General features: G+C 34.5%; 27 protein-coding genes and 1 pseudogene. 23 read left to right on the top strand and 5 right to left on the bottom strand.

The genetic code is table 11. The annotated features are described in order from the left end of the window. The first annotated feature begins 176 nt into the window (after positions 1-176). From D1B17_RS11915 to D1B17_RS11905, 3 genes are all read left to right on the top strand, one after another. Positions 177-1,244 carry a YibE/F family protein gene (locus D1B17_RS11915; RefSeq protein WP_120141437.1) on the top strand — a complete coding sequence of 356 codons (1,068 nt, stop codon included), beginning with the start codon at positions 177-179 and terminating at the stop codon, positions 1,242-1,244. Continuing rightward, positions 1,244-1,996, top strand: a complete 753-nt coding sequence (locus tag D1B17_RS11910; protein WP_120141439.1) for a YibE/F family protein — start codon at positions 1,244-1,246, stop codon at positions 1,994-1,996. Before D1B17_RS11915 ends, D1B17_RS11910 begins: the two co-directional genes overlap by 1 nt. Positions 1,997-2,090: 94 nt before the next feature. After that, positions 2,091-3,764, top strand: coding sequence for a glycoside hydrolase family 13 protein (locus tag D1B17_RS11905; protein ID WP_120141441.1), 1,674 nt, complete (start codon positions 2,091-2,093; stop codon positions 3,762-3,764). 28 nt (positions 3,765-3,792) lie between these two features. Here D1B17_RS11905 and D1B17_RS11900 read toward each other — a convergent pair whose 3' ends face one another. Then, entirely contained in the window at positions 3,793-4,653 is an 861-nt protein-coding gene (locus D1B17_RS11900) for an NFACT RNA binding domain-containing protein (RefSeq protein ID WP_120141444.1), read from the bottom strand. 65 nt (positions 4,654-4,718) lie between these two features. Further along, positions 4,719-5,360, bottom strand: coding sequence for an FMN-dependent NADH-azoreductase (locus tag D1B17_RS11895; protein ID WP_120141447.1), 642 nt, complete (start codon positions 5,358-5,360; stop codon positions 4,719-4,721). Positions 5,361-5,581: 221 nt separating this feature from the next. Here D1B17_RS11895 and D1B17_RS11890 point away from each other — a divergent pair, with 221 nt between their 5' ends. Further along, the gene (locus tag D1B17_RS11890) at positions 5,582-6,502 is read left to right on the top strand and encodes an aldo/keto reductase (protein ID WP_120141449.1); all 921 of its coding nucleotides are present in this window, start codon (positions 5,582-5,584) and stop codon (positions 6,500-6,502) included. Positions 6,503-6,701: 199 nt separating this feature from the next. Here the strand turns inward: D1B17_RS11890 and D1B17_RS11885 are convergent, their stop codons facing one another. After that, on the bottom strand, positions 6,702-7,487 hold the full coding sequence (locus tag D1B17_RS11885) for a substrate-binding domain-containing protein (protein ID WP_166806684.1): 786 nt from the start codon (positions 7,485-7,487) through the stop codon (positions 6,702-6,704). 101 nt (positions 7,488-7,588) lie between these two features. After that, a complete protein-coding gene (locus D1B17_RS11880; RefSeq protein ID WP_120141454.1) occupies positions 7,589-7,711 on the bottom strand; it encodes a LacI family DNA-binding transcriptional regulator in 123 nt (40 codons plus the stop codon). Positions 7,712-7,907: 196 nt separating this feature from the next. On the opposite strand from D1B17_RS11880, the gene D1B17_RS11875 reads away from it, so the two are divergent. The 18 genes and pseudogenes from D1B17_RS11875 (at position 7,908) to D1B17_RS11790 (ending at position 24,099) form a co-directional block, all read left to right on the top strand. Beyond that, positions 7,908-8,711, top strand: a complete 804-nt coding sequence (locus D1B17_RS11875; RefSeq protein WP_120141457.1) for a PTS mannose/fructose/sorbose/N-acetylgalactosamine transporter subunit IIC — start codon at positions 7,908-7,910, stop codon at positions 8,709-8,711. Between the two features lie 13 nt (positions 8,712-8,724). Beyond that, a complete protein-coding gene (locus D1B17_RS11870) occupies positions 8,725-9,546 on the top strand; it encodes a PTS system mannose/fructose/sorbose family transporter subunit IID (RefSeq protein ID WP_120141459.1) in 822 nt (273 codons plus the stop codon). Between the two features lie 53 nt (positions 9,547-9,599). Next, a complete protein-coding gene (locus D1B17_RS11865) occupies positions 9,600-11,024 on the top strand; it encodes a manganese-dependent arylsulfatase (protein WP_240704478.1) in 1,425 nt (474 codons plus the stop codon). Positions 11,025-11,036: 12 nt separating this feature from the next. Continuing rightward, positions 11,037-11,888, top strand: coding sequence for a formylglycine-generating enzyme family protein (locus tag D1B17_RS11860; RefSeq protein ID WP_120141461.1), 852 nt, complete (start codon positions 11,037-11,039; stop codon positions 11,886-11,888). Then, positions 11,881-12,663: a sulfite exporter TauE/SafE family protein gene (locus tag D1B17_RS11855; RefSeq protein WP_120141464.1), complete on the top strand. Its 783-nt coding sequence runs from the start codon at positions 11,881-11,883 to the stop codon at positions 12,661-12,663. The genes D1B17_RS11860 and D1B17_RS11855 overlap by 8 nt, the downstream gene beginning before the upstream one ends. Before the next feature lie 216 nt (positions 12,664-12,879). Further along, positions 12,880-13,536: a bifunctional 4-hydroxy-2-oxoglutarate aldolase/2-dehydro-3-deoxy-phosphogluconate aldolase gene (locus D1B17_RS11850; protein ID WP_120141466.1), complete on the top strand. Its 657-nt coding sequence runs from the start codon at positions 12,880-12,882 to the stop codon at positions 13,534-13,536. Positions 13,537-13,643: 107 nt separating this feature from the next. After that, a pseudogene (locus D1B17_RS13015) lies at positions 13,644-14,398 on the top strand (IclR family transcriptional regulator). Between the two features lie 206 nt (positions 14,399-14,604). Then, the gene (locus tag D1B17_RS11840; RefSeq protein WP_120141469.1) at positions 14,605-15,750 is read left to right on the top strand and encodes a glycoside hydrolase family 88 protein; all 1,146 of its coding nucleotides are present in this window, start codon (positions 14,605-14,607) and stop codon (positions 15,748-15,750) included. A gap of 18 nt (positions 15,751-15,768) precedes the next feature. Continuing rightward, positions 15,769-16,278 carry a PTS sugar transporter subunit IIB gene (locus tag D1B17_RS11835; protein ID WP_120141471.1) on the top strand — a complete coding sequence of 170 codons (510 nt, stop codon included), beginning with the start codon at positions 15,769-15,771 and terminating at the stop codon, positions 16,276-16,278. Positions 16,279-16,280: 2 nt separating this feature from the next. After that, a complete protein-coding gene (locus D1B17_RS11830) occupies positions 16,281-17,072 on the top strand; it encodes a PTS mannose/fructose/sorbose/N-acetylgalactosamine transporter subunit IIC (RefSeq protein ID WP_120141474.1) in 792 nt (263 codons plus the stop codon). Continuing rightward, on the top strand, positions 17,062-17,877 hold the full coding sequence (locus D1B17_RS11825) for a PTS system mannose/fructose/sorbose family transporter subunit IID (RefSeq protein ID WP_120141476.1): 816 nt from the start codon (positions 17,062-17,064) through the stop codon (positions 17,875-17,877). Before D1B17_RS11830 ends, D1B17_RS11825 begins: the two co-directional genes overlap by 11 nt. A gap of 20 nt (positions 17,878-17,897) precedes the next feature. Continuing rightward, on the top strand, positions 17,898-18,356 hold the full coding sequence (locus tag D1B17_RS11820) for a PTS sugar transporter subunit IIA (RefSeq protein WP_120141477.1): 459 nt from the start codon (positions 17,898-17,900) through the stop codon (positions 18,354-18,356). Beyond that, on the top strand, positions 18,347-18,637 hold the full coding sequence (locus tag D1B17_RS11815) for a preprotein translocase subunit YajC (protein WP_120141479.1): 291 nt from the start codon (positions 18,347-18,349) through the stop codon (positions 18,635-18,637). Before D1B17_RS11820 ends, D1B17_RS11815 begins: the two co-directional genes overlap by 10 nt. Further along, positions 18,630-20,537: a heparinase II/III family protein gene (locus D1B17_RS11810; RefSeq protein ID WP_120141482.1), complete on the top strand. Its 1,908-nt coding sequence runs from the start codon at positions 18,630-18,632 to the stop codon at positions 20,535-20,537. Before D1B17_RS11815 ends, D1B17_RS11810 begins: the two co-directional genes overlap by 8 nt. A gap of 62 nt (positions 20,538-20,599) precedes the next feature. Then, complete coding sequence (gene kduI, locus D1B17_RS11805; RefSeq protein ID WP_120141484.1) at positions 20,600-21,445, top strand: 5-dehydro-4-deoxy-D-glucuronate isomerase; 846 nt, start codon at positions 20,600-20,602, stop codon at positions 21,443-21,445. A 39-nt stretch (positions 21,446-21,484) separates the two neighbouring features. Then, entirely contained in the window at positions 21,485-22,300 is an 816-nt protein-coding gene (kduD, locus tag D1B17_RS11800; RefSeq protein WP_420868397.1) for a 2-dehydro-3-deoxy-D-gluconate 5-dehydrogenase KduD, read from the top strand. Positions 22,301-22,355: 55 nt separating this feature from the next. Then, positions 22,356-23,312, top strand: a complete 957-nt coding sequence (locus tag D1B17_RS11795; protein WP_120141487.1) for a sugar kinase — start codon at positions 22,356-22,358, stop codon at positions 23,310-23,312. Continuing rightward, positions 23,305-24,099 (top strand): hypothetical protein, encoded by a 795-nt coding sequence (locus D1B17_RS11790; protein ID WP_120141490.1) that lies wholly within the window; start codon positions 23,305-23,307, stop codon positions 24,097-24,099. The genes D1B17_RS11795 and D1B17_RS11790 overlap by 8 nt, the downstream gene beginning before the upstream one ends. A 135-nt stretch (positions 24,100-24,234) precedes the next feature. Here the strand turns inward: D1B17_RS11790 and D1B17_RS11785 are convergent, their stop codons facing one another. After that, the gene (locus tag D1B17_RS11785; protein WP_120141493.1) at positions 24,235-25,134 is read right to left on the bottom strand and encodes a BadF/BadG/BcrA/BcrD ATPase family protein; all 900 of its coding nucleotides are present in this window, start codon (positions 25,132-25,134) and stop codon (positions 24,235-24,237) included. 174 nt (positions 25,135-25,308) lie between these two features. Here D1B17_RS11785 and D1B17_RS11780 point away from each other — a divergent pair, with 174 nt between their 5' ends. Further along, on the top strand, positions 25,309-26,178 hold the full coding sequence (locus D1B17_RS11780) for a MurR/RpiR family transcriptional regulator (RefSeq protein ID WP_120141495.1): 870 nt from the start codon (positions 25,309-25,311) through the stop codon (positions 26,176-26,178). The last annotated feature ends 106 nt before the right edge of the window (positions 26,179-26,284 follow it).

Raw genomic sequence — 26,284 nt, 5'->3', positions numbered from 1 at the left:
TTACGATGTTTAGAGAGTTAATAGATTTCATAATGACTGTTCTCCTAACAAATTGATGTCTCAAATATATTTCAACCACCGAGAATTGTCAACTACAAATTTGTAATACGAAAATTATTAAATATTTTCTGAAAAAACATATAATGTAGAGAAGAGCAGAAATGCGAGGAAAATTTATGAAAAAAAATTTACGAATACTGATAATAGTTGGTTTAGTCGTGGCTTTTGTGACTGGGCTAACTTATTTTGATAGTTTTATGTACCATGATCCAGTCATGAAAGTCCAGCAGGTTACCAATCTTGACCGCAGTACCTCGACGGATGAATATAAAAATACTGATACCCAAATTACCCAACGAGTGACAGGGAAGTTATTAAATACTACTGATAAAGGTAAAACAGTTTCTTTTAAAAATACGTATTACAAATCACAATTGACTGATATTAAGTATCAAACCGGTCAACAAGTTATTTTGACAAAAGGATATGCGCCTAAAAATGTTAAGCGTGATACAGTTTTGGTTTTCACAGCGGGATTAGTTATCTTTTTGTTATATTGCATGAAATTTGACCGCCGAAAGTTATTTATTAGTGTATTAATTAATATCGCAATTTTTTATGGCTTTATGCAGATTATTATTCAAAAACATAATAGTGTTTTGTTGCCATTAACCGTTATAACGGCGTTATTGATTTCTGCAACGGCCTTGTTAGTTATTTTAGGACCATCGTATCAAGCGTTGATGGCATATTCTAGTACGATTATTGCTACGACAACGGCCATTTTACTGAGTGCTTTTGTACTAGGGATGTCGAGATATAGTGGCGTCCATGTCGAACTGAATGATTTTGAATTGCAGCCGTATAAAGGAGTCTTCTTTGCCCAAGTAATTTTCAGTGTCTTGGGAGTTATCTTGGATGAAACGATGGATATTTCATCGTCTTTGATTGAGATGAAAAAGGAATTAACAGATGTTAAAGAAACCACTTTGTTCAAATCAGGTATCAATATTGGTCGAGAGTTAATTGGACCGTTAATTAACATTCTCTTATTTATTGTAATTGCTGAGAATCTTAATGTTGTCTTACTTTATTTAAGCAATGGTAATTCAATTGGCTATACCGTTGAAATGACATTAAGTCTTGGAATTACGCAACTTTTGATTAGTGGAATTGGGATTATTTTGACCGTTCCAGTAACCAGTTTGATTGCTAGTAAAGTAATTACGAAGAGGGTGAGATAATGTTGTATTTATTTTTGACCTTTGTAGTTTTATTGTTGATGGTCACAGGAACAAGAGGTCTCACATTATTATTTGGTCTGGGAATCAATGTTTTTTCTATTATTGCGTTATTAATTTTGATAGCTGACGGGTTCAATGTTTTAATAACAACCGGCATTATTGCCATGGTTATTTTGGTTGTAGCGATTTACATGAACGTTGATAATCCTAATACTGCTACTACAGCTTTTAAAACGTCGTTGTTGATCATGGTCGTAATATTGTTAATTACGATTCCACTAGAATTTTGGGCCAGTGCACAAGGTATGGCAGCAGAAAATCAGGATGAACTGGAAGGCTTTTCTTTGGCGGCTGGACTGTCATATCCACAATTGGCAATTTCAATTATTGTTATTAATAGTTTAGGCGTTATTTCTGAAACGAGTGTAGCCATTACTAGTGGTTTGAATGAAATTGTCGAAAATAAACCCACGTTAACACCATCAGAAATTTTTAACGACGGTTTTTCTGTAGGTAATAAGATCTTGAATACCCAAACTAATACCTTACTGTTTAATTTCTTTGCTTCAACATTTTCGTTGTTCTTTGTCATTCATTCGTTAGGATATAAATTTACCGAGATTTTGAATGATAAACTAGTGGTCGCCGAGATTTTGACGACGTTGATTTGTACGATTGGAGTTATTTTGACTGTACCGGTTACTTCTTATTTGGTTTATCGTAAAGCAAATAGGAAGGTGGAAAGTCACTAAAAAATGTGACCGATAACAGAATGGCTGAAACCGTTGTCATAAACTTTTAATCCTCCTAAAATAGATGTAATAACTAAAAGGGGGATTTTAATTAATGGCATACAGTGATTGGTGGAAAAAATCAGTTGTTTATCAAGTTTATCCAAGAAGTTATCAAGATAGTAATGGCGATGGCATCGGTGATTTGCCTGGTTTGACGAGTCGGTTACCGTATATCAAGGATTTAGGCGCCGACGTAATTTGGCTTAACCCAATTTATAAATCTCCAGACAAAGATAATGGCTATGATATTAGTGATTATCGGAGTATCCAACCCGAATACGGTACAATGGATGACTTTGATCAGATGCTCCAAGAAGCCCATGTTTTAGGTCTCAAAATTATGATGGATTTAGTTGTTAATCACACATCTGACCAAAATAAGTGGTTCCAAGAAAGTAAGAAATCTAAGGACAATCCTTATCGTGATTACTACATTTGGCGTGATCCAGTTGATGGGCATGCTCCAAATAACTGGGGTTCTTATTTTAACGGTTCAACTTGGAAATTTGACGAGACGACTGGTCAATATTATTTACATCTCTTCGCCGACGGTCAACCAGATTTGAATTGGGAGAATCCTAAAGTTCGTGATGAAGTCTGGGATATTATGCGTTTTTGGCTTGATAAAGGCGTCGATGGTTTCAGAATGGACGTTATTAATTTGATTTCTAAGCCTGCTGGACTACCAGATGGTCCTAAAGCACCTGATGAAAAATATGCGGATGTTGGGAAAGTCGTTGCTGACGGACCACGTTTGAATGAATTTTTACAAGAAATGAATCAAAAGGTTCTTTCCAAATATGACGTGATGACCGTTGGTGAGATGCCAGATTCTACTCCTGAAGATGCCATTAAATATACTGGCCTTGATTCACATGAATTGAATATGGTCTTCCAATTTGATCATGTAGGGTTGGCTGGTAACCCTGATAAACGTTTAGGTAAGTGGTATGATACACCGATTAAGTTGACTGAACTGAAACAATCGTTGAGTAAGTGGGAAACTGAACTCAATGGTAAGGGTTGGAATAGTTTATATTGGAATAATCATGATCAACCACGAGCTGTTTCTCGTTTTGCAACTGATGATCCTAAATATCGAGTTAAAGCTGCTAAGATGTTAGGTACGACATTGCACATGATGCAAGGGACACCTTATGTTTATGAAGGTGAAGAACTAGGAATGACCAATGTTCATTACACGAAGCTTTCACAATATGAAGATTTGGAATCATTAAATGCTTACCATGAATTTGTTGATGATGAAAAAATTGTAGATTCGGCTTCAATGTTGAAGTATTTATCATATAAGTCACGTGATAATGCCAGAACGCCTATGCAATGGGATGAAAATAAGAATGCTGGGTTCACGAGTGGTAAACCATGGTTCGAGTTAAATCCTAATTACAAAGAAATTAATGCCCGTAATCAAATTGAAGATAGTGAATCAGTCTTTAGTTACTATAAGAAGCTGATTGATTTGCGCCACAATAGTGATTTAATTATCTATGGTGATTATGAATTGTTGGATCCAGAGGATGAACAGGTTTTTGCATATAAGCGTCGTTATAACGATAAAACTCTGATTGTTATCAGTAATTTCACTAAAGATGAATTGACGAGAGATTATGGTCAATCAAAGGGCCAGTTATTGATTGGTAACTATGATGATGATTTAGATATGGAAATTCGCCCTTATGAAAGTAAGGTTTACTTATTTAAATAGACAAAAATAGAAAAGCCAAATGGCTTTTCTATTTTTTTTCGGCTAATTTTTCAGCCATTTTACCGTCAGGATAGACCGTTAAGGTATCAGCTTTACCAGTGAATAACACTAATCCCGGCTTAGCACCTTTGGGTTTATGTAGTTGTCGTACTTTTAAAACGTCAACTGGAACTTGCTTTAAGCCACGGCCTTTACTGTAATAAGCCGCTAAACTGGCAGCTTCTAGTAATGTTTGTTCACTAGGGTCAGTACTGTGGATGACAACATGGGAGCCAGCCAGTTCACTAACATGCATCCAGTAGTAGTCTTTTTTAGCGGTCAATGTTAAGTGGTCATTTTGGACACTGTTTTTTCCTACTTCAACTAGAACATTATCAGTTGTGTAAAAACGGCGGGGATGAGCTGGTTCTGGGGCTTTAGATGAATGTAAAATTTCTGTCTTAATAGCATCTTCATCAATCAGTTGTTGTTTGACAACTTTTGCTTGAGATTCATCGTCAGGATTAAAGTTAGCTTGACGCTTTAATTGTTTAGCGAGGTCTGATTGGGCCTGAACTAAATGTTGTTTAATCGTATCTAGACCGCGTTTATCACGATGATATTGGTGGAAATACTCCTCAGCATTTTCCATAATAGTTTTCTTGTTATCCAGGTAAACCGTCAAATCTTTGCCAGGATGACTATAATCAGGTAACACAGCATAGCCTTTGTTCAAATCGATTTGATTAGCATATGTTTTGAGAAGGGTGCCTTTAACTTGTAATATTTCGGCATCTCCAACTCGCTTTTCGGCTTTCTTTAATGAAGCAATTTGTTTTTGAGTATGATCTATTTGCCACTTCATAGCTTCGATAACTTCGGCAGAAATAGATTTTTGTTCAGTAGACATATTTGGACCTCAATTCATAACGTTGTATCTTGATTATAGCATTCAAAAAAAGAGCTCTAGTTTGACTAGAACTCTTTGCCAGCTAATTCAGCTTTAGCATACGCATTATCGAGAATTTCGATTGTGTGCATTGGGTCTTTATCCATACCTTCAGCGAATACGGCGGAATAATCGTCAACCCCCATCATATGGAGCATTGTTTGTAAGTATTGATCACCTAAATCGTAAATCATGGCATCATTTTGAATTAGATCATTGTGATAATTGCCGCCACTTGATTGTAGGTGGATAGCTTTTTTACCATGTAAGTCACCAACAGATAATCCCTTGTCATCATAATGGAAAGTTTTACCAGCTTGCATAATCATATCGATGTAACGTTTCATTTCGGCAGGGATGAAGAGATTATACATAGGGTTAGCGAAAACATATTTGTCGGCGTGAATAAATTCATCCAACCATTTATCACGTGATTCGCTCAAACGAATTTCATCAGGAGTTAAGTCACTCTTGGCGAGATTTTTATTGTAAATAGAAATAGCTAATTTATCCAATCTGAACGGCATATATTCAGAAATGTTGTGGACGATAATTTCGTCGTTAGGATTTTTGGCAGTATATGAATTGATAAAGTGTTTGTAAAGCTCATGGGTTGAAGATCCCTTGGCAGTTTCAGGATGAGCATAGATTACGAGTACCTTTGACATATTAAGGAAAGCCCCCTTCTATTTTTTACTTCTATTATATATCGAATTAAAAAAACAAACTCATACAATTATGAGTTTGTTTAATTTAGGAAGGAAAAAATGTAGTCTCAAAAAGATGAATTACTATAATGATAATATTGTAAGCGTAATCTTTTCAGTTGACTTATAATCAGTAGCACATAATAATTGAACTGTTAGATAAAATATGGGAGGAAAGTTTAATGAAACAACTTTATATTGGCGATACAAATTGGCAGGCATCTGCTGTGGCTCTAGGTATTATGCGAATGAACAGCTTGACTCCAGAACAGGCTGCTAATGATTTAGACGTTGCTGTGGCTAGCGGAATTAACTATATTGATTCGGCTGATATTTATGGCGGCGGAGATTCAGAAAAAGTTTTCGGTGCTGCCTTAAAGCAAAGTGGTGTGAACCGCGATGATATCTACATTCAGTCAAAGGGTGGCATCATCACTGGCAAAAGTTATGACTTCTCCAAACAACATATAATTGATGCTGTAAATGGATCATTGGAGAGAATGGGTATTGATTATTTAGATTCATTCTTACTACATCGTCCAGATCCATTGATGGAGCCAGAAGAAGTGGCCGAAGCTTTTGATGATTTACAAAAATCCGGAAAAGTTCGCCATTTTGGTGTTTCAAACTTTAATCCTCAACAGTATTTATTAGTTCAAGAAGCAGTTGATCAAAGATTAATGATCAATCAGTTGCAATTTAGTATCATGCATACAGGTATGATTGATTTCGGGATGCATACTAACATGACCGATACACGTTCAATCAATCATGATGGTGGAATTCTTGAATTTTCAAGACGTATGGGCGTAACAATTCAAGCTTGGTCACCATTCCAATACGGGATGTTTGCCGGAACATTTATAAACAATGATAAGTTCCCAGAATTAAACAAGATTTTACAAGAGTTAGCTGATAAGTATAGCGTAAGTAAAAATGCGATTGCAGCTGCCTGGATTCTTAGACATCCAGCTAATATTCAAGTGGTGATTGGAACAATGAATCCGGAACATATCACTGATAGTGCTAAGGGTGGAGACGTTGAGTTAACTAAACAAGAATGGTATGACGTTTACTTTGCTGCTGGTAATGATTTGCCATAGGAATTAAAAAGGGCATTAAGTGCTGATGTGTTAATGAATTCTTTTGATAATATTTATATTAAATATAAAGAGACTGAAATATGGAAGGCTTTTCCGTATTTCAGTCTCTTTTTGTATAAAAATTCATTTATTTAGTAAAATTTTTTATTCTTTTAATCATAGATACACTTTGAATTGCATGTCGTAGATTAGCATTGAATCAGTATCCTTCATTTTTTAAAGAATTGCTACTTTCTCTAAGTAGTAATTTTGTTCCAATTGTTAATTTAACTGGATGTTTCAATTTTTTGTTCTTTAATTTAAGCAATAGGTCGACGGCGTCTGCGCCCATTTCTTTTTTGTCGACGTCTATAGTGCTTAAACTGGGTGATAAATATTGGTCTATTGCGGAACCATTAAATCCTATGATACTGACACGATCAGGTACACTTATATGCTGTTCTTCTAATGCCCTTATTGCACCGACAGCAAGTTCATCACTGGCGACGAAAAAAGCAGTGGGGAGATTTCTCCCCAGCTTTTTAATCGCTTTATTCATAAGGTCGTATCCACTGTCAATATTAAATGGTCCTTTAAATATGTATTCAGGATTTAGTAATTTATTTATTGACATATACTTTTTAAATGATAATTCACGTTCATCGCAGATATTTTCATTGTCGGTTGTTTTTTCCTGACCAGCAATCATTCCGATTCTCTTATGACCATTGCTAATAAAGTGACTGACTGTTTTGAAAACAGAACTGTCAAAGTCCGTTATAACGCAACTAATTTCATAACGCATAGTATCCGAATCCACTACTACTAAAGGAATGTGTAAAGACTTTAGATTTGATATTTGAGATGAACTATATTTTCCGATAGCGATGATTCCATCAATTTTTTTATTATAATCAAATTCGTCATATGAGAAAACATTTTGGATTTCGTAATTATTTTCTCGAAGACGCTTTTCTACTCCCCAGCGAATGGAAAGATAATACAAGTCATTTATTTCTTGTTCACGTGTATACCACTGAATGACTGATATGGTACCAGCCGTCGCTTGGACCTTTTTTTTATACTTTGTGTAATTTAGTGAATCTGCTACTTCAAATATTTTTTTCTTGTTTCAGGGCTTACTTGGAGTGTTTGATCATTGTTTAAAACCCTTGATACCGTAGCATTGGAAACACCAGCCTTCGTAGCCACATCATTGATTGTACTCATAATAAATCCTCATTTGCAGAATTATTTACAACAATAGTTATATTAGTGATATTAGTTTACTTTAGATGTTTATTCAAATTCAAATAATTTCATTTAGAAAAAGTTTACTAAAATTCTGTTGATTTTTAGTAATTTTTGCAGTATAAATTTAAGTGAAAGGTAAACGCTTTCATAAATGAAACTGGAGGGATTATAAATGGCATCTAATATTTCTGTTATACAAATAATTTTACTCACTATTTTAGCAACATTATGTGCTTTAGATGCATACTTATTTGCAGGTTTTCAATTAAGTAAACCGATTATTGCTGGATTTTTGGCGGGAATAATCATGGGAGATATGGAAACTGGTTTGATAGTTGGTGCTACGCTTCAATTGATGGTTCTTGGTATTGGTACTTTTGGTGGCGCTTCAATTCCGGATTTTGCTTCGGGTGCCATTATTGGGACAGCTCTAGGTGTTGTAAGTGGAAAAGGAATAGAATTTGCCATTGGGGTTTCTGTTCCAGTAGGTTTACTACTAGTACAATTAGATATTTTAGCAAGATTTATCGCTATTTACTTTACTCACAGAGCAGATAAACATGTTGAACGTGGTGAATACAATAAAATGAGTATGGATGCATGGTTAACTTTGATTCCGTATGGACTATCACGTGCGTTACCCGTTGGCTTATCCTTGGCCTTTGGTAATAGTGTTGTAAAATTAGTCCTTGATTATGCTCCAGATTGGTTAATGGGCGGACTTAAGCTGGCCGGTGCGGTACTTCCCGTAGTTGGTATTGCAATTTTGCTACATTATTTACCAGTTAAAAAGTTTGCTCCTTATTTAATAGTTGGGTACTTCTTGGCAGCATATTTAAAGATTCCTATGATGGGGATTGCTATTGTTGGGCTAATTGCTGCAATGATTTATTACAAAAATATTAGTAATAAGGTTGCTCAACCTGTAGGTTTTGATGGTAATGAAAATGATGAAGACGAAGATGAAGAGGAATAGGGAGGGAAGTAAAATGACTAAAGAACGTCCAAAATTAACCAAAGCTGATATTAGACGTGTCAATTTAAGGTATATGTATAGTTCACAACTTGGTTGGAACTATGAAAGAATGATGAATTTAGCTTATGCTCATGCTATTTATCCGGCTATGAACAAACTTTATGGAGATGATCCAGAAGCTCTGAAAGATATGATGCGTGTGGAAATGCAATTCTTCAATACCAGCCCTGTTTTGTTACCAACAATCATGGGTGTAGATTTAGCTATTCAAAATGATGCAGGAACAGAGTCAAAAGAAGCAGTGGCAGCTATTAAAACAGGTCTGATGGGACCATTTGCAGCTGTAGGAGATTCATTATTTGGAGCAGTTATACCAACAATTATGGGCTCTCTAGCCGCGTACATGGGGTTAAAAGGAAATCCGATTGGTGCTATTCTCTGGTTGCTTGTAGCCTGTGCCATCATTATTTTGCGGCTATTTGAAATGCCATTTGCATTTAAACAAGGTAAAAAGATTATTGGTTCCATGGGAAATATGCTCCAAAATTTAACAGAGTCTGCAAGTCTATTGGGTGTTTTAGTTATTGGTGGATTAATTCCTTCAGTTGTTAAAGTTATCGTTCCATTCAAGTTAGTAATTGGAAAAAAGACTATGGATATTCAAACAGAAGTGCTTGATCAAATTTTACCAGCCTTAGTTCCGATTGCTTTAGTGGCGCTGGCGTACTGGATGTTAGGTAGAAAACATATGAATTCAAGTCGTGTTATTTGGATCTTTTTAATTCTTTCAATTATTTTCTACTCATTAAAGATTTTGGGGGTTCCAACCGCTTAAAAAAGGAGATATAAAATTTGAAACCTAATGTTATTTTAATTGTAGTGGATCAAATGCGAGCAGAAGCATTATCATACAATGATGTTAATCATTTTGCTAGTACACCCACCTTAGATATGATGGCTAGCCAAGGGTATAATTTTGAAAATGCCTTTTCCCCCGTTCCAAGTTGTGTTCCTGCAAGAGCGGCGTTACTAACTGGTATGGATCAGGAACAAACTGGTCGTGTTGGCTATGAAGATGAAGTGCCATGGAATTTTACGAATACTTTGCCACAAGCATTTTCCGATATGGGATATCAAACCGAGTGTATTGGTAAAATGCATGTTTATCCATCTAGAAAGAGACTAGGTTATGATCATGTTTTATTACATGATGGATATCTGCATGAAGATAGAAAGTACGATAAACCATATGGCTCTCAGTTTGAATATTCAGATGATTATCTAGATTTTTTAAAAAGTAGTTTAGGACATGATACTGACATAATTGATGATGGCGTTAATTGTAATTCGTGGGAAGCACGTCCTTGGCCATACCCAGAGAAATATCATCCTACTAATTGGGTTGTTTCAGAATCAATAAAATTTCTTCAAAGACGGGACCCTACGGTTCCGTTTTTCTTGAAGATGTCGTTTGAAAAACCTCATGCACCGTTGAATCCACCACAATATTATTTTGATATGTATATGGATAGGTTACCCAAAGATATTGATTTACATATTGGTAATTGGGAAACATTAAAGGATGAGATTCCTAGTATTTATGCTCTTCGAGGAAAATTAAAAGAAGATGATGAACGAAGAATGGTTGCTGCCTATCTGGGACTAATCACGCATATTGATAATCAAATAAGCAGATTTTTGACATCATTAAAAGAATTCAGAAACGACAAGGACACGATTATTTGGTTTGTATCTGATCATGGTGATCAGCTAGGTGAGCATTATCTTTTCAGAAAAGCCTATCCATACAATGGAAGTATTCATGTGCCATCCTTTATTTATGATCCCGGTAATTTAATTGCTGCTAAAAATCATAAGATTAAACAATTGGTTAAGATTCAAGATATTTTTCCGTCTATTGTCGATTTAGCGTTGGATAAAAATGTTAAGACTGACGGTAAAAGTGTTAAGCAATTATTGTTTGGTGATTATGAAGGCTGGAGAACCAATTTCCATGGTGAACATAATTTAGGGAATGATTCTAGCCAATATATTTTAACGGATAACTATAAATTTATTTGGTTTCCGGTAAGAGATGAATATCAGTTATTTGACGTGCAGAAAGATCCAAATGAAAAGAATAATCTTATTTCCGAAAAGAAATATAGTCCAGTAGTTGCTGATTTGGAGAAGAAGTTGGTTGAGTTTTTGAAGGGACGTCAAGAGGATTTCGTAGTTGATGGTAAATTGACAAAGGTACCCTTGAGTAAAATTGTTGCTACTTTAGACTTTGCTAAAGGTAATTCTAATTAGGGAGTGAGTTTGTTGAAATTAAAACAGTTAACTGGTGGAACTTTTTTAATGGGAACTGATGATAAGCATGGATTTTCTGAAGATTATGAAGGCCCAGCCACAAAGGTAAATGTGGGCTCATTTAAAATTGGAGTTACTACTGTTACCAACAAGGAATTTAATGAATTCATTCAGGCAACAGGTTATAAAACGACTGCTGAAAAATATGGTTCGTCATTCGTTTTTCATATTCTTGTTGATGAGGAGAAAAAAAGCGAATATGATCACGTTGCAGGAGCACCGTGGTGGTTAGTGGTTCCTGGAGCAGATTGGAATCATCCATTTGGCCCTAATAGTTCTAATGAAGATTTAATGAATCATCCAGTAGTACACGTATCGTTGCAGGATGCATTAGCTTTTTGCAAATGGTCTAATACTACATTGCCAACAGAATCTCAATGGGAGTATGCTGCCAGAGGCGGTGTTTCGACAGAATATCCTTGGGGAACTAGTTTAACTGAAAATAATCAGTTTCACGCCAATACATGGCAAGGAGAATTTCCTTGGGAAAATAGTAAGGAAGATGGTTTTATTGGAACAGCACCAGTAGAATCGTATGAACCTAATAACAATGGCTTATATCAGATGATTGGGAATGTTTGGGAATGGTGTCGTAATCCTAGATATGTACTTTTAGATGATTTTAATACTAATGGTTATGAATTAAATGAAGCGCCTGATAAGGGAGAATTTGCGATTAGAGGAGGTTCATTCTTATGCCATTGCTCGTACTGTAACAGATATAGGTTACCTGCTCGAAATGGAGTAGATTGTCATTCAACAAGCAGTCATCTAGGTTTTAGATGTGTGAAACAAGATGCTTAAAATTATAATTTATGCGTTGATTATTTTTATAGCTAATACTATTGGCGCAGTATCCGGTATGGGTGGGGGACTAATTATAAAACCTGCACTTCAGTTAATAGACTTAGACAATGTCATCTTGATTAATTTTTACTCAAGTTTTGCCGTTTTTATAATGTCTATCAGTTCGACTTGGAAACAGTTGCGTTCGAACAATAAAATTAGTATCGGTACAGCAGTATATTTATCCTTGGGTTCTGTAGTAGGTGGTATATTAGGTGATCAGAGTTTCAAATTAATGCATTCTTTTATTGGCAGTGACAAAAGTGTCGTTGTGCAAATGATTCTCGTCATAATTTCGCTCATTATCTCACTTTTGTTATTGTGTGGAAGGATTAAGCCATTGTATTTACAAGGAAGCATTTTAATGCTGATTGTCGGCCTTTTTTTGGGCTGGTTAGCGACGCTTTTGGGTATCGGTGGAGGACCAATAAATATTGCAGTTTTTATTTTCCTGTTTGGTATAGGAATGAGGCAAGCAACAATTTATTCTATTATTACAATATTTTTTAGTCAGGGCGCCAAGCTAATACAAGCATTAATTACGAGAAATGTGTTTGGAATTGATCCGTTATTGCTTGTAGCGATATCATTTGCCGCTGTGTTTGGCGGATTGATTGGAGCTAAAATTAGCAATAGTATTGACGAAAGGTGCATTGTCACTGTTTATAATGCTGTCGTGTTTTTGGTTTTAATTTTGGATAGTATCAACTTGGTTGAATATTTGATTCTATAAATAATGTCTATTAAAAATAGGGTGTCCATCAATGGATATTCTATTTTTTTATAGATTTATAAAATTTTAATCAGAATATTAGGTTAAATATTATGAAAATAATAAAAAAACTTGGTAAATAAGTATGTTGATTATCAGGGAATGAAAGCGCTATAATAAAGACGTCCAATTTCTTATTAGTGATTACAATTTCTTATATGGAAATGAGGCAAATTAATGCAAAAGGTAGATGTTTTAAACAAGATTAGTAAAAACGGTATTATGGCAGTAATCAGAGGTAAATCTGAAGAGATAGCCTATAAAACTGCAGTTTCATGTATAATAGGCGGCATAAAAGGAATTGAAGTAACATTTACTGCGCCTAATGCCGATAAAATTATCTGTAAGCTTAAAGAAGACTATCCTAATGACACAGAACTTTGTATTGGTGCTGGAACGGTATTAGATTCTGTTTCGGCTAGGATTGCTATAATGGCTGGAGCTGATTTTATTGTTAGTCCGTCATTTAATAAAGAAGTAGCATTGCTATGCAATTTGTATCAGGTTCCCTATATACCAGGTTGTATGACTGTTACAGAAATTCAAACTGCTATGACCTATGGAGCTGATATTGTCAAAGTGTTCCCTGGTAAAATATTAGGGAAAGATTTTGTTTCGGCAGTTAAAGCACCATTACCTCAGGTAAATATTATGCCAACAGGCGGTGTTTCTATAGACAATATGCAAGAATGGTTTGATAAGGGCGTTGTTGCTGTTGGAGCAGGTAGTAATTTAACTGCTCCAGCAGATGAAGGTGATTACGATAAAGTAATCGAAAATGCTCGAGATTATTGTAATGAGTTTGAAGAAATTAGTAGTGCAAAGATCAAGTAGGGTAGAGAGTATCTGTATGAAACAAGTATGAATTTTCATCATTGTTAATAGATTTATCTTTCATGACCTCTATGATTTTTAAGCATTAATAGAAAGGTAAGTTTGTTATGGCTGAAGGAAAGACATATGGAACAGTTTTAATAAAAGCTAAAAATATTCTAGATTATATGATGAGTGTCGATAATGGGATTACTCTTAAAGAAATTAGCGAGGGTGTACATTCCCCTAAATCGACGACGTTAAAGATATTGAATACTTTATCTGAACAAAATATTGTTTGGAGAAATGAAGAGAGTAAAAAATATTACTTTGGATCCGAGTTAATTGGCTATGGTCAAAGAGCTATGGCCGATTTCGATATTAGTCGAATTTCTTTGCCGTACTTAAAGAAACTGCGTGATGAGACTGCGGAGACAGTTCATTTGGGAATCGAACAAAATAATAAAGTTATCTATCTTCAAAAGTTGGATAGTCCCAGAGTGTTAATTTAAAATCACGAATTGGTGGTAAACTTAATCTTTACTCTTCAGCAATGGGAAAGGCCCTATTGGCTGATAAGACTTCAAATGATTTAGATAGTTACTTTTCAGAAACGACATTAAATCCAATTACAAAGTACACTATAACTAGTATTTCAAAACTTAATGAACAGATCAATTTAATTAAAAATCGAGGATATTCGATTGATGATAAAGAAAATCAGGAAGAAGTTATTTGTGTTGGTGCTACTTTGAAGAAAAATAATAAGGTTTTTGGTGCGTTTAGTGTTAGTACACCAGAATATCGACTTGATGATAATAAATTGAAAAAAATCATTAATAATGTTTTGGAAACAAAAAATAAAATTGAAAATGAGTTATAGTGATTATTCTAAATACTAATAAGCAAAAATAACGATTATCCGCTTTTGGATAATCGTTATTTTTTTAATATTTAAAATCGACTTGATAAAACGCTTACAATGAGTTATATTATGACTGTAATTCCTAATAAGTAAAATTGGTTTCTAAATAAGAAACTCAAAAAGGAGGCAACGATGCCGACAGAAGACATAATTAATGGTCATTTATTTTTAGAAATGGTTTATTGAATAAGAAAGATGTTGATGAAGCTTTAAACTCAGCAATTTCACAAATCAATAAAAATATTCATTACTTTGGCAATGAATATCCGACACCAGCAGCCAATAAAAATAAATATGGTGTAATGGACAACACCGAATGGACAAATGGTTTTTGGACTGGATTGTTATGGCTAGCATATGAATACACCAATGATGATAAATATCTTAAGGCAGCAAAAAAAGATGTTAAATCATTCGAAAATAGAATAGATAATAAAATTGCTGTTAATCATCACGATTTAGGATTCCTTTATATTCCATCAACAATCAGCGATTACAAGTTAACTGGTGATAAAGAAGCTAGAGATGCGGGTATTAAAGCAGCTGATCAATTGGCTACAAGGTATCAAAAGAAGGGCGGATTCATTCAGGCCTGGGGCAATGTAGGAGATGATGATAATTATCGCTTGATTATAGATGCACTTTTGAATATCCCGTTGTTTTATTGGGCAAGTGAAGAAACAGGTGATGATGAATATTTCAAAATGGCTGAATCTCATTACAAGAATGCTATTAATACAGTAATTAGAGACAACGGTTCAACATATCATACTTATTACTTTGATTCTAAGACTGGCAAACCACTTAAAGGTTTGACACGACAAGGTTATTCAGATGATTCCAGTTGGGCACGTGGTCAAGCTTGGGCCATCTATGGCATTGCTCTTCATTATCACTACACGAAGAATCCAGATGATATTAATTTATTTAAGAAAGTAACAAATTATTTTCTTAATAAATTACCAGAAGATACAGTTCCATTTTGGGATTTGATTTTTAGTGATGGGGATGATCAAGCCAGAGATTCTTCTGCAGGTGCAATCGCAGTTTGTGGAATTCATGAAATGCTTAAGTATCTACCTGAATCTGATAGCGATAAAGAGTTGTATAGATACGCAATGCACAGCATTTTAGAATCATTGATTAAGAATTATACGTACGATGAAGCAAAAGATGGTCAACCAATTCTTGATCACAGTGTTTACTCATGGCACTCAGGTAAAGGAGTTGATGAAGGTAATATCTGGGGCGACTATTTCTATATGGAAGCCTTGATAAGATTCCAAAAAGATTGGAATTTATATTGGTAAATAAACGGGGTGGATGAATTGACAGAACCTAATATTCAAGCAATCAGATTAGATGAAAGATTAATTCATGGTCAAGGAAGACTTTGGATTTCAAATTTAGGAGTAAATTTAGTAATTGTAGCAAACGATGATGTTTCTAAGAGCAGCATCCAACAAACATTAATGAAATCATTAACGCCAGATTCAATTGGCATCAGATTTTTCTCAATTAAAGAGACATGTGACAAAATTTTTAAGGCATCTCCTAAACAATCGATTTTTATTATAGTTAAGACGGCTGAAGATGTTTTAAAGCTTGCTGAAGGTGGAGTTCCAATTCATGAATTAAATGTAGGGAATATCCATTATAAAGAAGGAAAGACTAAGTTAACTAATTTTATCTCTGTTGATAAAGAAGATTTGGATTCATTATATAAATTACAAAATGAATATAATGTCGATTTTAATACGAGAACAACACCATTAGGTAATGATGTTGGATCAGATTACAATTTAAATAACTATGTTAAGGAACATGGGGGAAATTAAATATGACATTTACTATATGGCAAGCTCTTCTTGTCGGACTGTGGGCAGCATTTTGTTTCGCAGGTCAGATTTGGGGAATTTATACTAATAGAGCACTTTTTATCGCCTTTGGTGTCGGAATTATTTTAGGTGATTTGAGAACAGCAGTTATTTTTGGAGCTACAGCTGAACTAGCATTTATGGGATTTGGTGTTGGCCCCGGTGGATCAACGCCTCCAAATCCATTAGGACCTGGTATCGTTGGTACCATTATGGCTATTTCAATGGATAAGTTATCACCAAGTGCAGCACTAACACTTTCATATCCATTTGCTATCATCGTTCCATTTGTCATCACATTTATTTTTACAATCAATTCAAGTTCTATGGAAACTGCTAAGAAAGCAATCATGGAAGGTAAGTATCGTAAGTATAAGTGGTTATCTAATTTAACGCTTTATGGATTCATGATTTTTGCCTTTATTTTCGGATTTGCCGCAACAGAAAGTACTTCGGCTTTACGTGCATTTATTAAGATCATCCCACAATGGTTAATGAATGGTTTAACAGTTGCCGGTGGATTACTACCCGCAGTTGGTTTCGCATTGATTTTAAGTACTATGGTTAAGAAAGAATACATCCCAGCAATTATCCTAGGTTATGTCTGTGTAGCTTATCTACAAATGCCAGTTATTGGTTTAGCTTTCGTAGGTGCAGTTATCGCCTTTAATAACTACTTTAACGGTAAGAAGTCATCAAAGGATAATGATAGCGACCAAGGTGGAAACGACGGAGGTATTGAAGATGGCATCTAAAGAAAAAGTTTTAACAAAAGCAGATTATCGTAGCGCAATCTTGCGTTCATATTATCTACAAAACGCTCAAAACTATGGAAACATGCAAGGTACTGGTATGTTGAACAGTATCTGGCCACAGTTAAGAAAAATTTATAAGGGTGATGAAGATACTTTCAAACGAGTAGCAACATCTAACCTAGAATTCTATAATACTAATCCACAACCATATCCATTTGTTTCAACTTTGATGTTAGCTATGTATGATAGCGGACAAAATGAAGATGATGTCCGTGCCGTTAAGATGGCTTTGATGGGTCCTTTAGCTGGTATTGGTGATGCATTATCACAATTTGCTTTAGCACCATTATTTTCAACAATCTTTGCTTCATTAGCATTACAAGGCGTTATCTATGCACCACTTATGTTTATTGCTTGTTTGATCGGTGTAACCTTCGGAGTTCGGTGTTTGATGGGATACCTAGGTTGGAAAGTCGGAACAAGTATTATTGATACTTTGAGTGACAAGATGCAAGCGTTGACAGATATCGCAAGTATGATTGGTTTAACTGTTATCGCAGGTTTGTCAGTTTCCTTTGTTAAAGTTAACTTAGCATTACAATACAGTACGACCGTAAAAGGCAAGGAACAAGTTGTTGCCGTTCAAACTATCTTAGACAAAATTATGCCTTATATGCTACCAATGCTTCTAACGTACTTCGTTTACTGGTTGATTACAAAGAAGAAATGGACAATTTATAAGATAATCCTATTACTTCTTGTACTTGGTATTGGATTATCAGCGATTGGTTTATTGAAACCATAAGCAATAGAAAGGATTGAATTATGAAATATAGTGTAGGAATTATTGGACATGGAAACTATCCAGAAGGAATTAAATCAGCACTAACATTATTATCAGGTGCTGGGGATGATATTACATGTTTCAACTTGAATGAACAGACAACTCATGAACAATTTAAGAAAGATGTCACAAATTTTTTAAACACCAATGAAAGCGCTATTATTTTTGCAGATTTAACTGGTGGAGCACCGTTTCAAACAATTGCACAGGTTATTCTGGAATCAGCTAAAGAAAATCAATATATTATCTCTGGAATATCCATGAATGCGATCTTTGATCTTTACTTGAAGAATAGTATGGATCAACTTAACAAAGATAACATTGAAGATCAGATTAACCATGTTATTGAAGTTTCTATCCCTATGATGCAGTATTTGCCAAGTTCAAAAATGGTTGCAGATGCTGATACAAATGAAAGCAGTGATGAAGGATGCATCTAATTGATTATTTATTAATAGCAGCATTAATAGTACTAGTTGTTATCTATGTGGTACTAATTCCGATTTCTCGTAACAAACAAATGAAGCAGCAAAAGGCAAAGATGGATAAATTTTATGCAAGTTTGTCGAAAGATGATGAGGTTTTACTGAGAGATGGGATTACTGGTGTTATTGAAAAAATTAATGGTGACAAAATCAAACTAAAAGTAGCATCTAATGTTGTTGTAAATGTCAATAAATACGGAATCATTAGCAAGATAGAAGAGGAAGAAAATGAGTGATAATTTATCTACCGTAAAAAATTTGTTGTCAAACAATCAAGTTGCCTATACTGATTTATATTTTAATAATTCAAAATTACTTTTAGAGAATAAGTTTCTATTTCAACATGTTTATAATATGGAACCATCGCCAATTACATATCAACTAGAAGATTGGCATAAGTCGCCTAACGGAGACCCTGAGTGGTTATATGTGTTGAATCGTCAGGAATATTTACAAGATTTATTAATTACTTATCTATATACCAATGATGAAAAGTATTTGTTAAAAGCTAAGCGCTTTATGATGGATTGGATTCAAAATGATTATGATCAAATTAAGTATCGATACACTGCTTGGCGAACAATTGATACTGGAATTCGCCTTTTGAATTGGTCCCTTGTTTATAAAGTGTTAGTGAAGAAAAATCTATTAACTGATATAGAAAAAATTAAAATTGACGAGACTATTCAAGCACAAGCAGAGTATTTGAATCAAAACTATATTGATAAATATGATTTGAGTAATTGGGGTGTTCTGATTACAACTGGAATACTTTGTTTCAATGCAGTTAATGAAGATGTTATTAGTGCTGATTTAGTAAGCTGGGCTTTACATAAATTAACTACAGAGATGGAACTTCAAGTCGATGATGACGGAATTCATTGGGAACAGTCACCACTATATTTTATTGAAGTATTCAGAAGCACTTTATGTGTATATGCTGCATATAAAAATAATGGTCTGGAGTTTCCCGAAGTCATCATTAAAAAACTTCGTTTGATGTTGAAAGCTTTCGATTACTTTGTATTACCTAATAGTAAGATTTTGCAACAAGGAGATACGGATGCTATTGAAACAGCAGACTTGATAGCATCAGCACAGTTGATCTTAAATTCAAAAATGAGTGAAACAAAATATGATTTCATCCCTCTCGAATTTTATTCATTAAACAATTTGAGTTTAACTAGAACACAAGAAGAAAATTCTAGCTCGTATCTTGATGCAACTATTTCAGGCAATTACTATATGAAGGATCAACGAGGAAACTATTGGCATTGTTATAACGGAGATTTAGGTAGCGGACATGGTCATACAGCATTAGGACACATAGATTTGACAATTGATAATCAAAATATTTTGATTGATCCAGGTCGTTATACTTATATCGATTCTGAAATTAGACGAAACTTAAAATCAGGGTCATCGCATAATATTGTTAGTATCGATGATGTATATCCACTTGTTCCACATGATTCCTGGAAGTATGCGAAGGTAACAACTCCAGGAAATAATCAAGTTAAGCATTTTGAGAATTATGATGTTGTTGTTACTAGTTATTTTGATAAAGAACATTGTTTTAATTATACAAGATATTTTATTTGGTTTAAGAAACATGAGCTTGCACTGATATTTGATGTCGGTACACAAAAAGGCAAACATCTAAAAAAGAATAATTGGATTCTTTCACCTGAGTTGATTGCTGAAGCTAGTGAAGAGAATGGAAGTATTGTTTTGAGTCAAGCAGACAATAAGAAATTTAAAATGTTCTTTTCAGACAAGATCAAACAAGCAGAGAATCAAATTTATTCACCTAGATATAATGAGCAGGAAAGTACAGTAAAAATTGTTACTAGTTCTGAGTTTGAAAATCAGTTTGTTAGTTATTTTGCAGTTGGAAACGATGCTGATGTGGATACGATTACTAAATTGCAGGCAACTCGTTCGGGTTCACATACCGATGTATTAGATACATATTGTTATCCTATTGAAATAGCTTTAAACGATGGAACTAAGATTGATGTAGTTTTAGAACATGAGAATACCTTTATTGGAGACAAAGTTTATTACGTCAATGGACAACCTTACTATGGTGATTTGGTTATTTCAGAGAATGGTGAATATAATCGATTACTATAAAATTTTTTGCCAATATTAAAAGAAATCATGTTTCGGTATAAGAAATCTAATAGGAGGAAATTATGGCATTTTCAATGAACATTAATTATTCACATAGTCCGGAGGACATTCGTAACTATTCTACGGAGCAACTAAGAGATCAATTCTTAGTTACAGATTTATTCAAGGATGGTGATATCTCACTAACTTACACTTACAATGATCGTATGATTTTTGGTGGTGTAACGCCAATTGATGAACCATTGGAGATTAAACTTGATAAGGATTTAGGCGTTGAGTACTTCTTACAACGTAGAGAATTAGGACTTATCAATATCGGTGGTAAGGGTTCAATTACTATCGATGGTAAAAAAGAAGAGATGGTCAACCATGACGGCTATTACGTAGGTATGGGTAGAAAACATGTGATCTTTGAATCCGAGGATGCTAAAAACCCTGCTAAATTCTATGTGGTTTCTACACCGGCACATAAGACTTATCCAGATAAAAAATTACCATTCGCAAATGCCCTAGCAAAACCAATGGGTGACCAAGAACATATGAACAAACGTACAATTTACAAGTATATTGATGCTTCACAAATGGATACTTGCCAATTACAAATGGGTTATACGGTACTCGAACCAGGGTCATCATGGAATACGATGCCAGCACATACACATGCACGCAGAATGGAAACTTACATGTACTTTGATTTTGGTGCTGAAGATACACGTGTATTTCATTTCTTAGGCAAGCCAGACGAATCTAAACATATCGTACTATCACCTGAGCAAGCTGTAATTAATCCTAGTTGGTCAATTCATTGTGGTGTTGGAACAACAAATTACTCATTCATTTGGGCAATGTGTGGCGAAAACCAAACTTATGATGATATGGATCAAGTAGCAATGAACGATTTGAAATAAAATTATAAATTAAAAATGAGAAGGAAAATGGTGAATAAAATGGAACAATCAAAAGAAGAAATTCAAGCAAATGAAGCAGCATTAGATCAATTCAAAATGAACTTTTTTGATTTAACAGGAAAGGTTGCCGTTGTTACAGGTGGTAACACTGGTTTGGGACAAGGATATGCAGTTGCTTTGGCCGAAGCTGGGGCAGATATCTTTATTCCTACATTCGGTACAGCTGAATGGGACAATACTCGTGCAATGATTGAAAAACGCGGTCATAAAGTTGAATTCATGGATGTCGATTTGACAAAGGAAGGCGTTGCTGAAGAAGTTGTTAAACATGTTATTGATACATATGGTCACATTGATATTCTTATCAACAATGCCGGAATGATTCGTCGTAATCCACTTCTTGAATCGAAAGATAAAGATTGGGACATGGTTATTAACATTAATTTAAATGCGGTCTACCACATGTCATTAGCCGCTGCTAAAGAAATGGCAAAACAAAAATCAGGAAAAATTATTAACATTGGATCAATGCTTTCATTCCAAGGTGGTAAGTTTATTCCTTCATACACTGCTTCAAAGCATGGTGTGGCTGGTTTAACAAAAGCCTTTGCCAGTGAATTAGGACCTTATAACATTCAAGTTAACGCAATTGCTCCAGGATATATCAAGACTGCCAATACTGCTCCAATTCGTGCAGATAAAGCTCGTAATCAAGAAATTCTCGATAGAATTCCAGCAAATCATTGGGCAGAACCATCAGAATTGATGGGAGTTGCAGTATTCCTAGCAAGTAAAGCTTCAAATTATGTTAATGGTCATATCTTAGCTGTTGACGGCGGTTACTTGGTACGTTAATAGAAGAATTCAGTGAAGGCCGCTAATAAGCGGCCTTTTTTCAGAGGTGGGAAATATGAAAAGCTTTTTAACTATTGGCGAACCATTGATTGTTTTCAGTTCCGAAGATCTTAATGCTGAATTAATGGACGCAAAACATTTTAAAAAATATCTAGCAGGTGCAGAATTAAATGTTGCAGTGGGTGTTTCTAGATTAGGAATAGAATCTAGATATATTACAGCTATCGGAAATGATCCGTTAGGACAATCGATAAAAAGAGAAGTTGAACAAAATGGGATACACACGAATTATATCGAGACAAATAATGATTATTGGACAGGCTTTTATTTAAAGCAACGAGTAGATAAAGGTGATCCAGATATATTTTATTATCGAAAAAATTCAGCGGCATCACATTACAACACTGATAGTTTGGAAAAAATAGATTTTGAAAATGTTGGTTTGATTCATTGTTCAGGCATTATGGCTGCAATTTCTGAGAATGGTTATAGATCTGTTGAAAAATTGATGGATATGGCAAACGATAGGGAAATAGTGACTACATATGATCCTAATATACGTCCGCAACTATGGCTAGATAAGCAGGAAATGAAACAAAAGTTAAATTACTTGGCTAGTAAGGCAGTAATTGTTATGCCGGGAATTCATGAAGGTGAACAATTGGTGGGGACTGATGATCCTGAAGATATAGCTGATTTCTATTTGAATCAAAGTAGCATAACACAAGCGGTGGTAATAAAGGCTGGACCAAGTGGCGCTTACCTAAAGGTTAGGGGAGAACAATTACAATTAATTGATGGATACAGAGTAGAGAATGTAGTTGATACAGTCGGTGCAGGCGATGGATTTGCAGTAGGAATGATTTCTGGATTACTAGAAGATATTGGAATAAAAAATGCTGTTAAACGTGCGTGTGCAATCGGAGCACTGGCCGTTCAAGATGCAGGTGATAGTGATGGTTATCCAACAAGAATGGAATTGGATAAATTTATGGGGGTAAATAATGGATAATAAAATTACACTACAGTTAATCAATGGGAAAGATGTTATCAAGGAAAGTAGTGGAATGAATTCAACTTATCTTGCATTTCATCATCATTACAAGTTAAACGATTTTTATAATATCGTTATTGATGAAGCACCCAGATACTTAATTGTTCAATTGGATGTTGCGATTAAACCAGCATTAATTTATGTAACAGAGAATTCTTGGCAATATAAAATTCCGTTTAATTTGCAGCGTGAATGGCCATATCCAGAGAGTGCATTTCAAACACGAAATAACTATGTAACTGTACGTTATGCTACAGATGATGAGATTAGTTCTTATCGTAATTTGGCAGAAAATAGTCACGATCAACATGACGCTGATTTTAGTTATCCTCATGCCACAGCAAATGCAGAAACACGAGGAGAATATGTGTTTTACAGTAAGAATGCAATCGATGGTATCGTAGCAAATGAGAGTCATGGCAATTTTCCATTTCAATCATGGGGCATCAATCAACAAGAAGATGCTGAAATGAAGATTGATTTTGGTAGAGAAGTGGAACTAGATAAGTTGGCAATTATTTTACGTGCTGATTATCCACATGATAGTCATTGGACTACAATTTCAATTGAGTTTTCTGATGGTTCAATTCAATCATTTAATTTAAATAAAACAAAAGAACGCCAGGTATTTGCTGTGGACAAGCGAAGGGTAACTTGGTTAAAACTGTTTAACCTAATTAAAGATAAAGATGCATCTACCTTTCCGGCTTTAACACAATTTGAAGCTTATGGGAACAATGTTTAATTGCGGTAGATTGTGAAGTAAGTGATGATTATGGAATTAAAAAGAGTCTGGGTATAGAAAATAGCCATAGGAGATATTCATTTTGAATATTTCTTATGGCTGTTTTTGTTTGATGCGATTAGCATTTAATAATAATTAATTGCTTTGTTTCCAGTTGTCAAAAAAAAGTACGCCATGTGCATTGTTACTGGTTATATTTACAAATTCACATTCGGGAAATTTATTGGATATATACATTCTCAACTTTTTATTGAATAACTCATTGTTTTTCAAAACAGATCCGGATAAGGCAATTGTATTAGGAATTGGTTTTTCGAATTGTGAAAGCATAGTAATTGCTTGATTAGCCAGTGACTTAGAACAGGAGTCTAAAACATCAATTGCATCTAGGTTTTTATTTTCAGCTTCTTTGGCTACAATTCTAGCTAAATTTGCGTTTTCTTTTCTATCATTAGTATAGAATTGAGCAATGGCTTCGTTTTTTGTATGAGCGTTCAATCCGCTGAATAAGGAAGCTTGTAATAATGATTTTTTGTTGGCATCAATTCTATTTAGAACCTGTTGTAAAGCACGTTTACTGATGTCATAAGCGCTACCTTCATCGCCTAAAATGTATCCAAGTCCTCCTACGCGTAAAAAAGTATTATTTTGTCTTCCATATATAATTGATCCTGTTCCTGATATGATTAGTGATCCGTCACGACCTTCCAAACCATTAAGAAGTGCCAATTTTGCATCGCTAATAACTTCTACATGTACGTTAAAGGTGTTAGTTAGTAATGAAATGACTTCATTTGTTTTACTTGAAGATTCAATGCCTGCAATACCTACTAGAATAAGTTCGATTTGTATAGTATTATTTTTATCCAAGATTTCTTGAATTGTATTAACTATATTGGAAATAGCTAGGGCATAGTTCATAACAACATTTCCAGGTCCGGATTTAACCTCTGTAATTAATTCTCTTGAGTCCTTATTCCAGAGCTGGCCGACAATATGAGTTCCACCGCAATCAAGCCCAATCACGTATGACATTTTTTGTAATTCCTCCTTGTAAAATTGATAACGCTTTCATACAATAATTATATATTAATGAAATTTAATTTCAATAGTGATGAATATAATGAGAAAATTATTTTCTAAAAGCTTAATTTATAAATTATAATATTTGGTCTATACTATATATCATCTGAAATGGGGAGATAATTTATGACTGTCAGAGGGAATATTGAAAGTGTCAGAGGTTCGCTGTCCGATACTGAATTGCAAGTTGCTTCCTATGTGCTAAATCATCAGGGAGATGTAGTTAATATGAATGTGCATAAGCTGGCTAAAGAATCTAATACAAGTGCTGCGACCGTTAGCCGTTTTGCAAGGCATATTGGATTTTTGAATTATAGTGGATTAAAAGTACAACTTTCAGCAGATTTAACGACCAACAGTAATGATCCAAACCTGTATGAGGAAATACATAAAGATGAGGATTTGTATTCTATAAAAGAAAAACTTCTTCACAATGCACAGGAGTCAATCAAGGAAACTGTTGATTTGGTGAAAAAAGAGACCATTAATGAGTTGGTTTCACACCTTAGAAATTCAAAACAGATTATTTTATTTGGTGTTGGGGCTTCTTTTTTAGTTGCGGAAAATATAGCTCAAAAATGGACACGTCTAGGACATTTATGTGTAGCTAATGATGATTTGAATCAAGTGCTACCTCTAATAGTAAATGGCGACAAAAACGATAGTATTTTGTGGTTAATTTCGAATAGTGGTGAATCTCCCGAGGTCATCTTAGCAGCAGAACATGCAAAAAATAGTGGTATGGAAGTTGTGACCTTGACTAAACTGGGATCAAATTCATTAAGTAAGATGGCTGATATATCTGTTCAAACTTCACAACCGATGGAAAGCTCAATCAGAATTGCCGCGACACAATCACTACATGCACAATTTATGCTGGTGGATATTGTCTATTATTCTTATGTAAGTAGATATTTTGACGTGTCAAAGGATAGAATCAGTGAGTCTCGAAAAGCTGTTAATGAATATAAAAAATCAATGCGAGATGGATTTTAATTCGTCTTGTTTTTTTTGAATCTTAAGAAATTAAATTTCATTAAAATTCAAAATGTATTGAAACTACTTTTCTTACGTGATAATATGAAATCATAAATGAAAGGGG

Origin of the sequence: Companilactobacillus zhachilii (assembly GCF_003606365.2) — a bacterium.
Classification (GTDB): domain Bacteria; phylum Bacillota; class Bacilli; order Lactobacillales; family Lactobacillaceae; genus Companilactobacillus; species Companilactobacillus zhachilii.
This window is presented reverse-complemented; position numbering and strand designations above follow the sequence as displayed.

What these genes read in the sequence shown, in the direction of transcription:
- D1B17_RS11915 (WP_120141437.1), top strand. Translation starts at nt 177, where the DNA reads ATGAAAAAAAATTTACGAATACTGATAATAGTTGGTTTAGTCGTGGCT.
- D1B17_RS11910 (WP_120141439.1), top strand. Translation starts at nt 1,244, where the DNA reads ATGTTGTATTTATTTTTGACCTTTGTAGTTTTATTGTTGATGGTCACA.
- D1B17_RS11905 (WP_120141441.1), top strand. Translation starts at nt 2,091, where the DNA reads ATGGCATACAGTGATTGGTGGAAAAAATCAGTTGTTTATCAAGTTTAT.
- D1B17_RS11900 (WP_120141444.1), bottom strand. Translation starts at nt 4,653, where the DNA reads ATGTCTACTGAACAAAAATCTATTTCTGCCGAAGTTATCGAAGCTATG.
- D1B17_RS11895 (WP_120141447.1), bottom strand. Translation starts at nt 5,360, where the DNA reads ATGTCAAAGGTACTCGTAATCTATGCTCATCCTGAAACTGCCAAGGGA.
- D1B17_RS11890 (WP_120141449.1), top strand. Translation starts at nt 5,582, where the DNA reads ATGAAACAACTTTATATTGGCGATACAAATTGGCAGGCATCTGCTGTG.
- D1B17_RS11880 (WP_120141454.1), bottom strand. Translation starts at nt 7,711, where the DNA reads ATGAGTACAATCAATGATGTGGCTACGAAGGCTGGTGTTTCCAATGCT.
- D1B17_RS11875 (WP_120141457.1), top strand. Translation starts at nt 7,908, where the DNA reads ATGGCATCTAATATTTCTGTTATACAAATAATTTTACTCACTATTTTA.
- D1B17_RS11870 (WP_120141459.1), top strand. Translation starts at nt 8,725, where the DNA reads ATGACTAAAGAACGTCCAAAATTAACCAAAGCTGATATTAGACGTGTC.
- D1B17_RS11865 (WP_240704478.1), top strand. Translation starts at nt 9,600, where the DNA reads ATGCGAGCAGAAGCATTATCATACAATGATGTTAATCATTTTGCTAGT.
- D1B17_RS11855 (WP_120141464.1), top strand. Translation starts at nt 11,881, where the DNA reads ATGCTTAAAATTATAATTTATGCGTTGATTATTTTTATAGCTAATACT.
- D1B17_RS11850 (WP_120141466.1), top strand. Translation starts at nt 12,880, where the DNA reads ATGCAAAAGGTAGATGTTTTAAACAAGATTAGTAAAAACGGTATTATG.
- D1B17_RS11830 (WP_120141474.1), top strand. Translation starts at nt 16,281, where the DNA reads ATGACATTTACTATATGGCAAGCTCTTCTTGTCGGACTGTGGGCAGCA.
- D1B17_RS11825 (WP_120141476.1), top strand. Translation starts at nt 17,062, where the DNA reads ATGGCATCTAAAGAAAAAGTTTTAACAAAAGCAGATTATCGTAGCGCA.
- D1B17_RS11820 (WP_120141477.1), top strand. Translation starts at nt 17,898, where the DNA reads ATGAAATATAGTGTAGGAATTATTGGACATGGAAACTATCCAGAAGGA.
- D1B17_RS11815 (WP_120141479.1), top strand. Translation starts at nt 18,347, where the DNA reads ATGCATCTAATTGATTATTTATTAATAGCAGCATTAATAGTACTAGTT.
- D1B17_RS11810 (WP_120141482.1), top strand. Translation starts at nt 18,630, where the DNA reads ATGAGTGATAATTTATCTACCGTAAAAAATTTGTTGTCAAACAATCAA.
- kduI (WP_120141484.1), top strand. Translation starts at nt 20,600, where the DNA reads ATGGCATTTTCAATGAACATTAATTATTCACATAGTCCGGAGGACATT.
- kduD (WP_420868397.1), top strand. Translation starts at nt 21,485, where the DNA reads ATGGAACAATCAAAAGAAGAAATTCAAGCAAATGAAGCAGCATTAGAT.
- D1B17_RS11795 (WP_120141487.1), top strand. Translation starts at nt 22,356, where the DNA reads ATGAAAAGCTTTTTAACTATTGGCGAACCATTGATTGTTTTCAGTTCC.
- D1B17_RS11790 (WP_120141490.1), top strand. Translation starts at nt 23,305, where the DNA reads ATGGATAATAAAATTACACTACAGTTAATCAATGGGAAAGATGTTATC.
- D1B17_RS11785 (WP_120141493.1), bottom strand. Translation starts at nt 25,134, where the DNA reads ATGTCATACGTGATTGGGCTTGATTGCGGTGGAACTCATATTGTCGGC.
- D1B17_RS11780 (WP_120141495.1), top strand. Translation starts at nt 25,309, where the DNA reads ATGACTGTCAGAGGGAATATTGAAAGTGTCAGAGGTTCGCTGTCCGAT.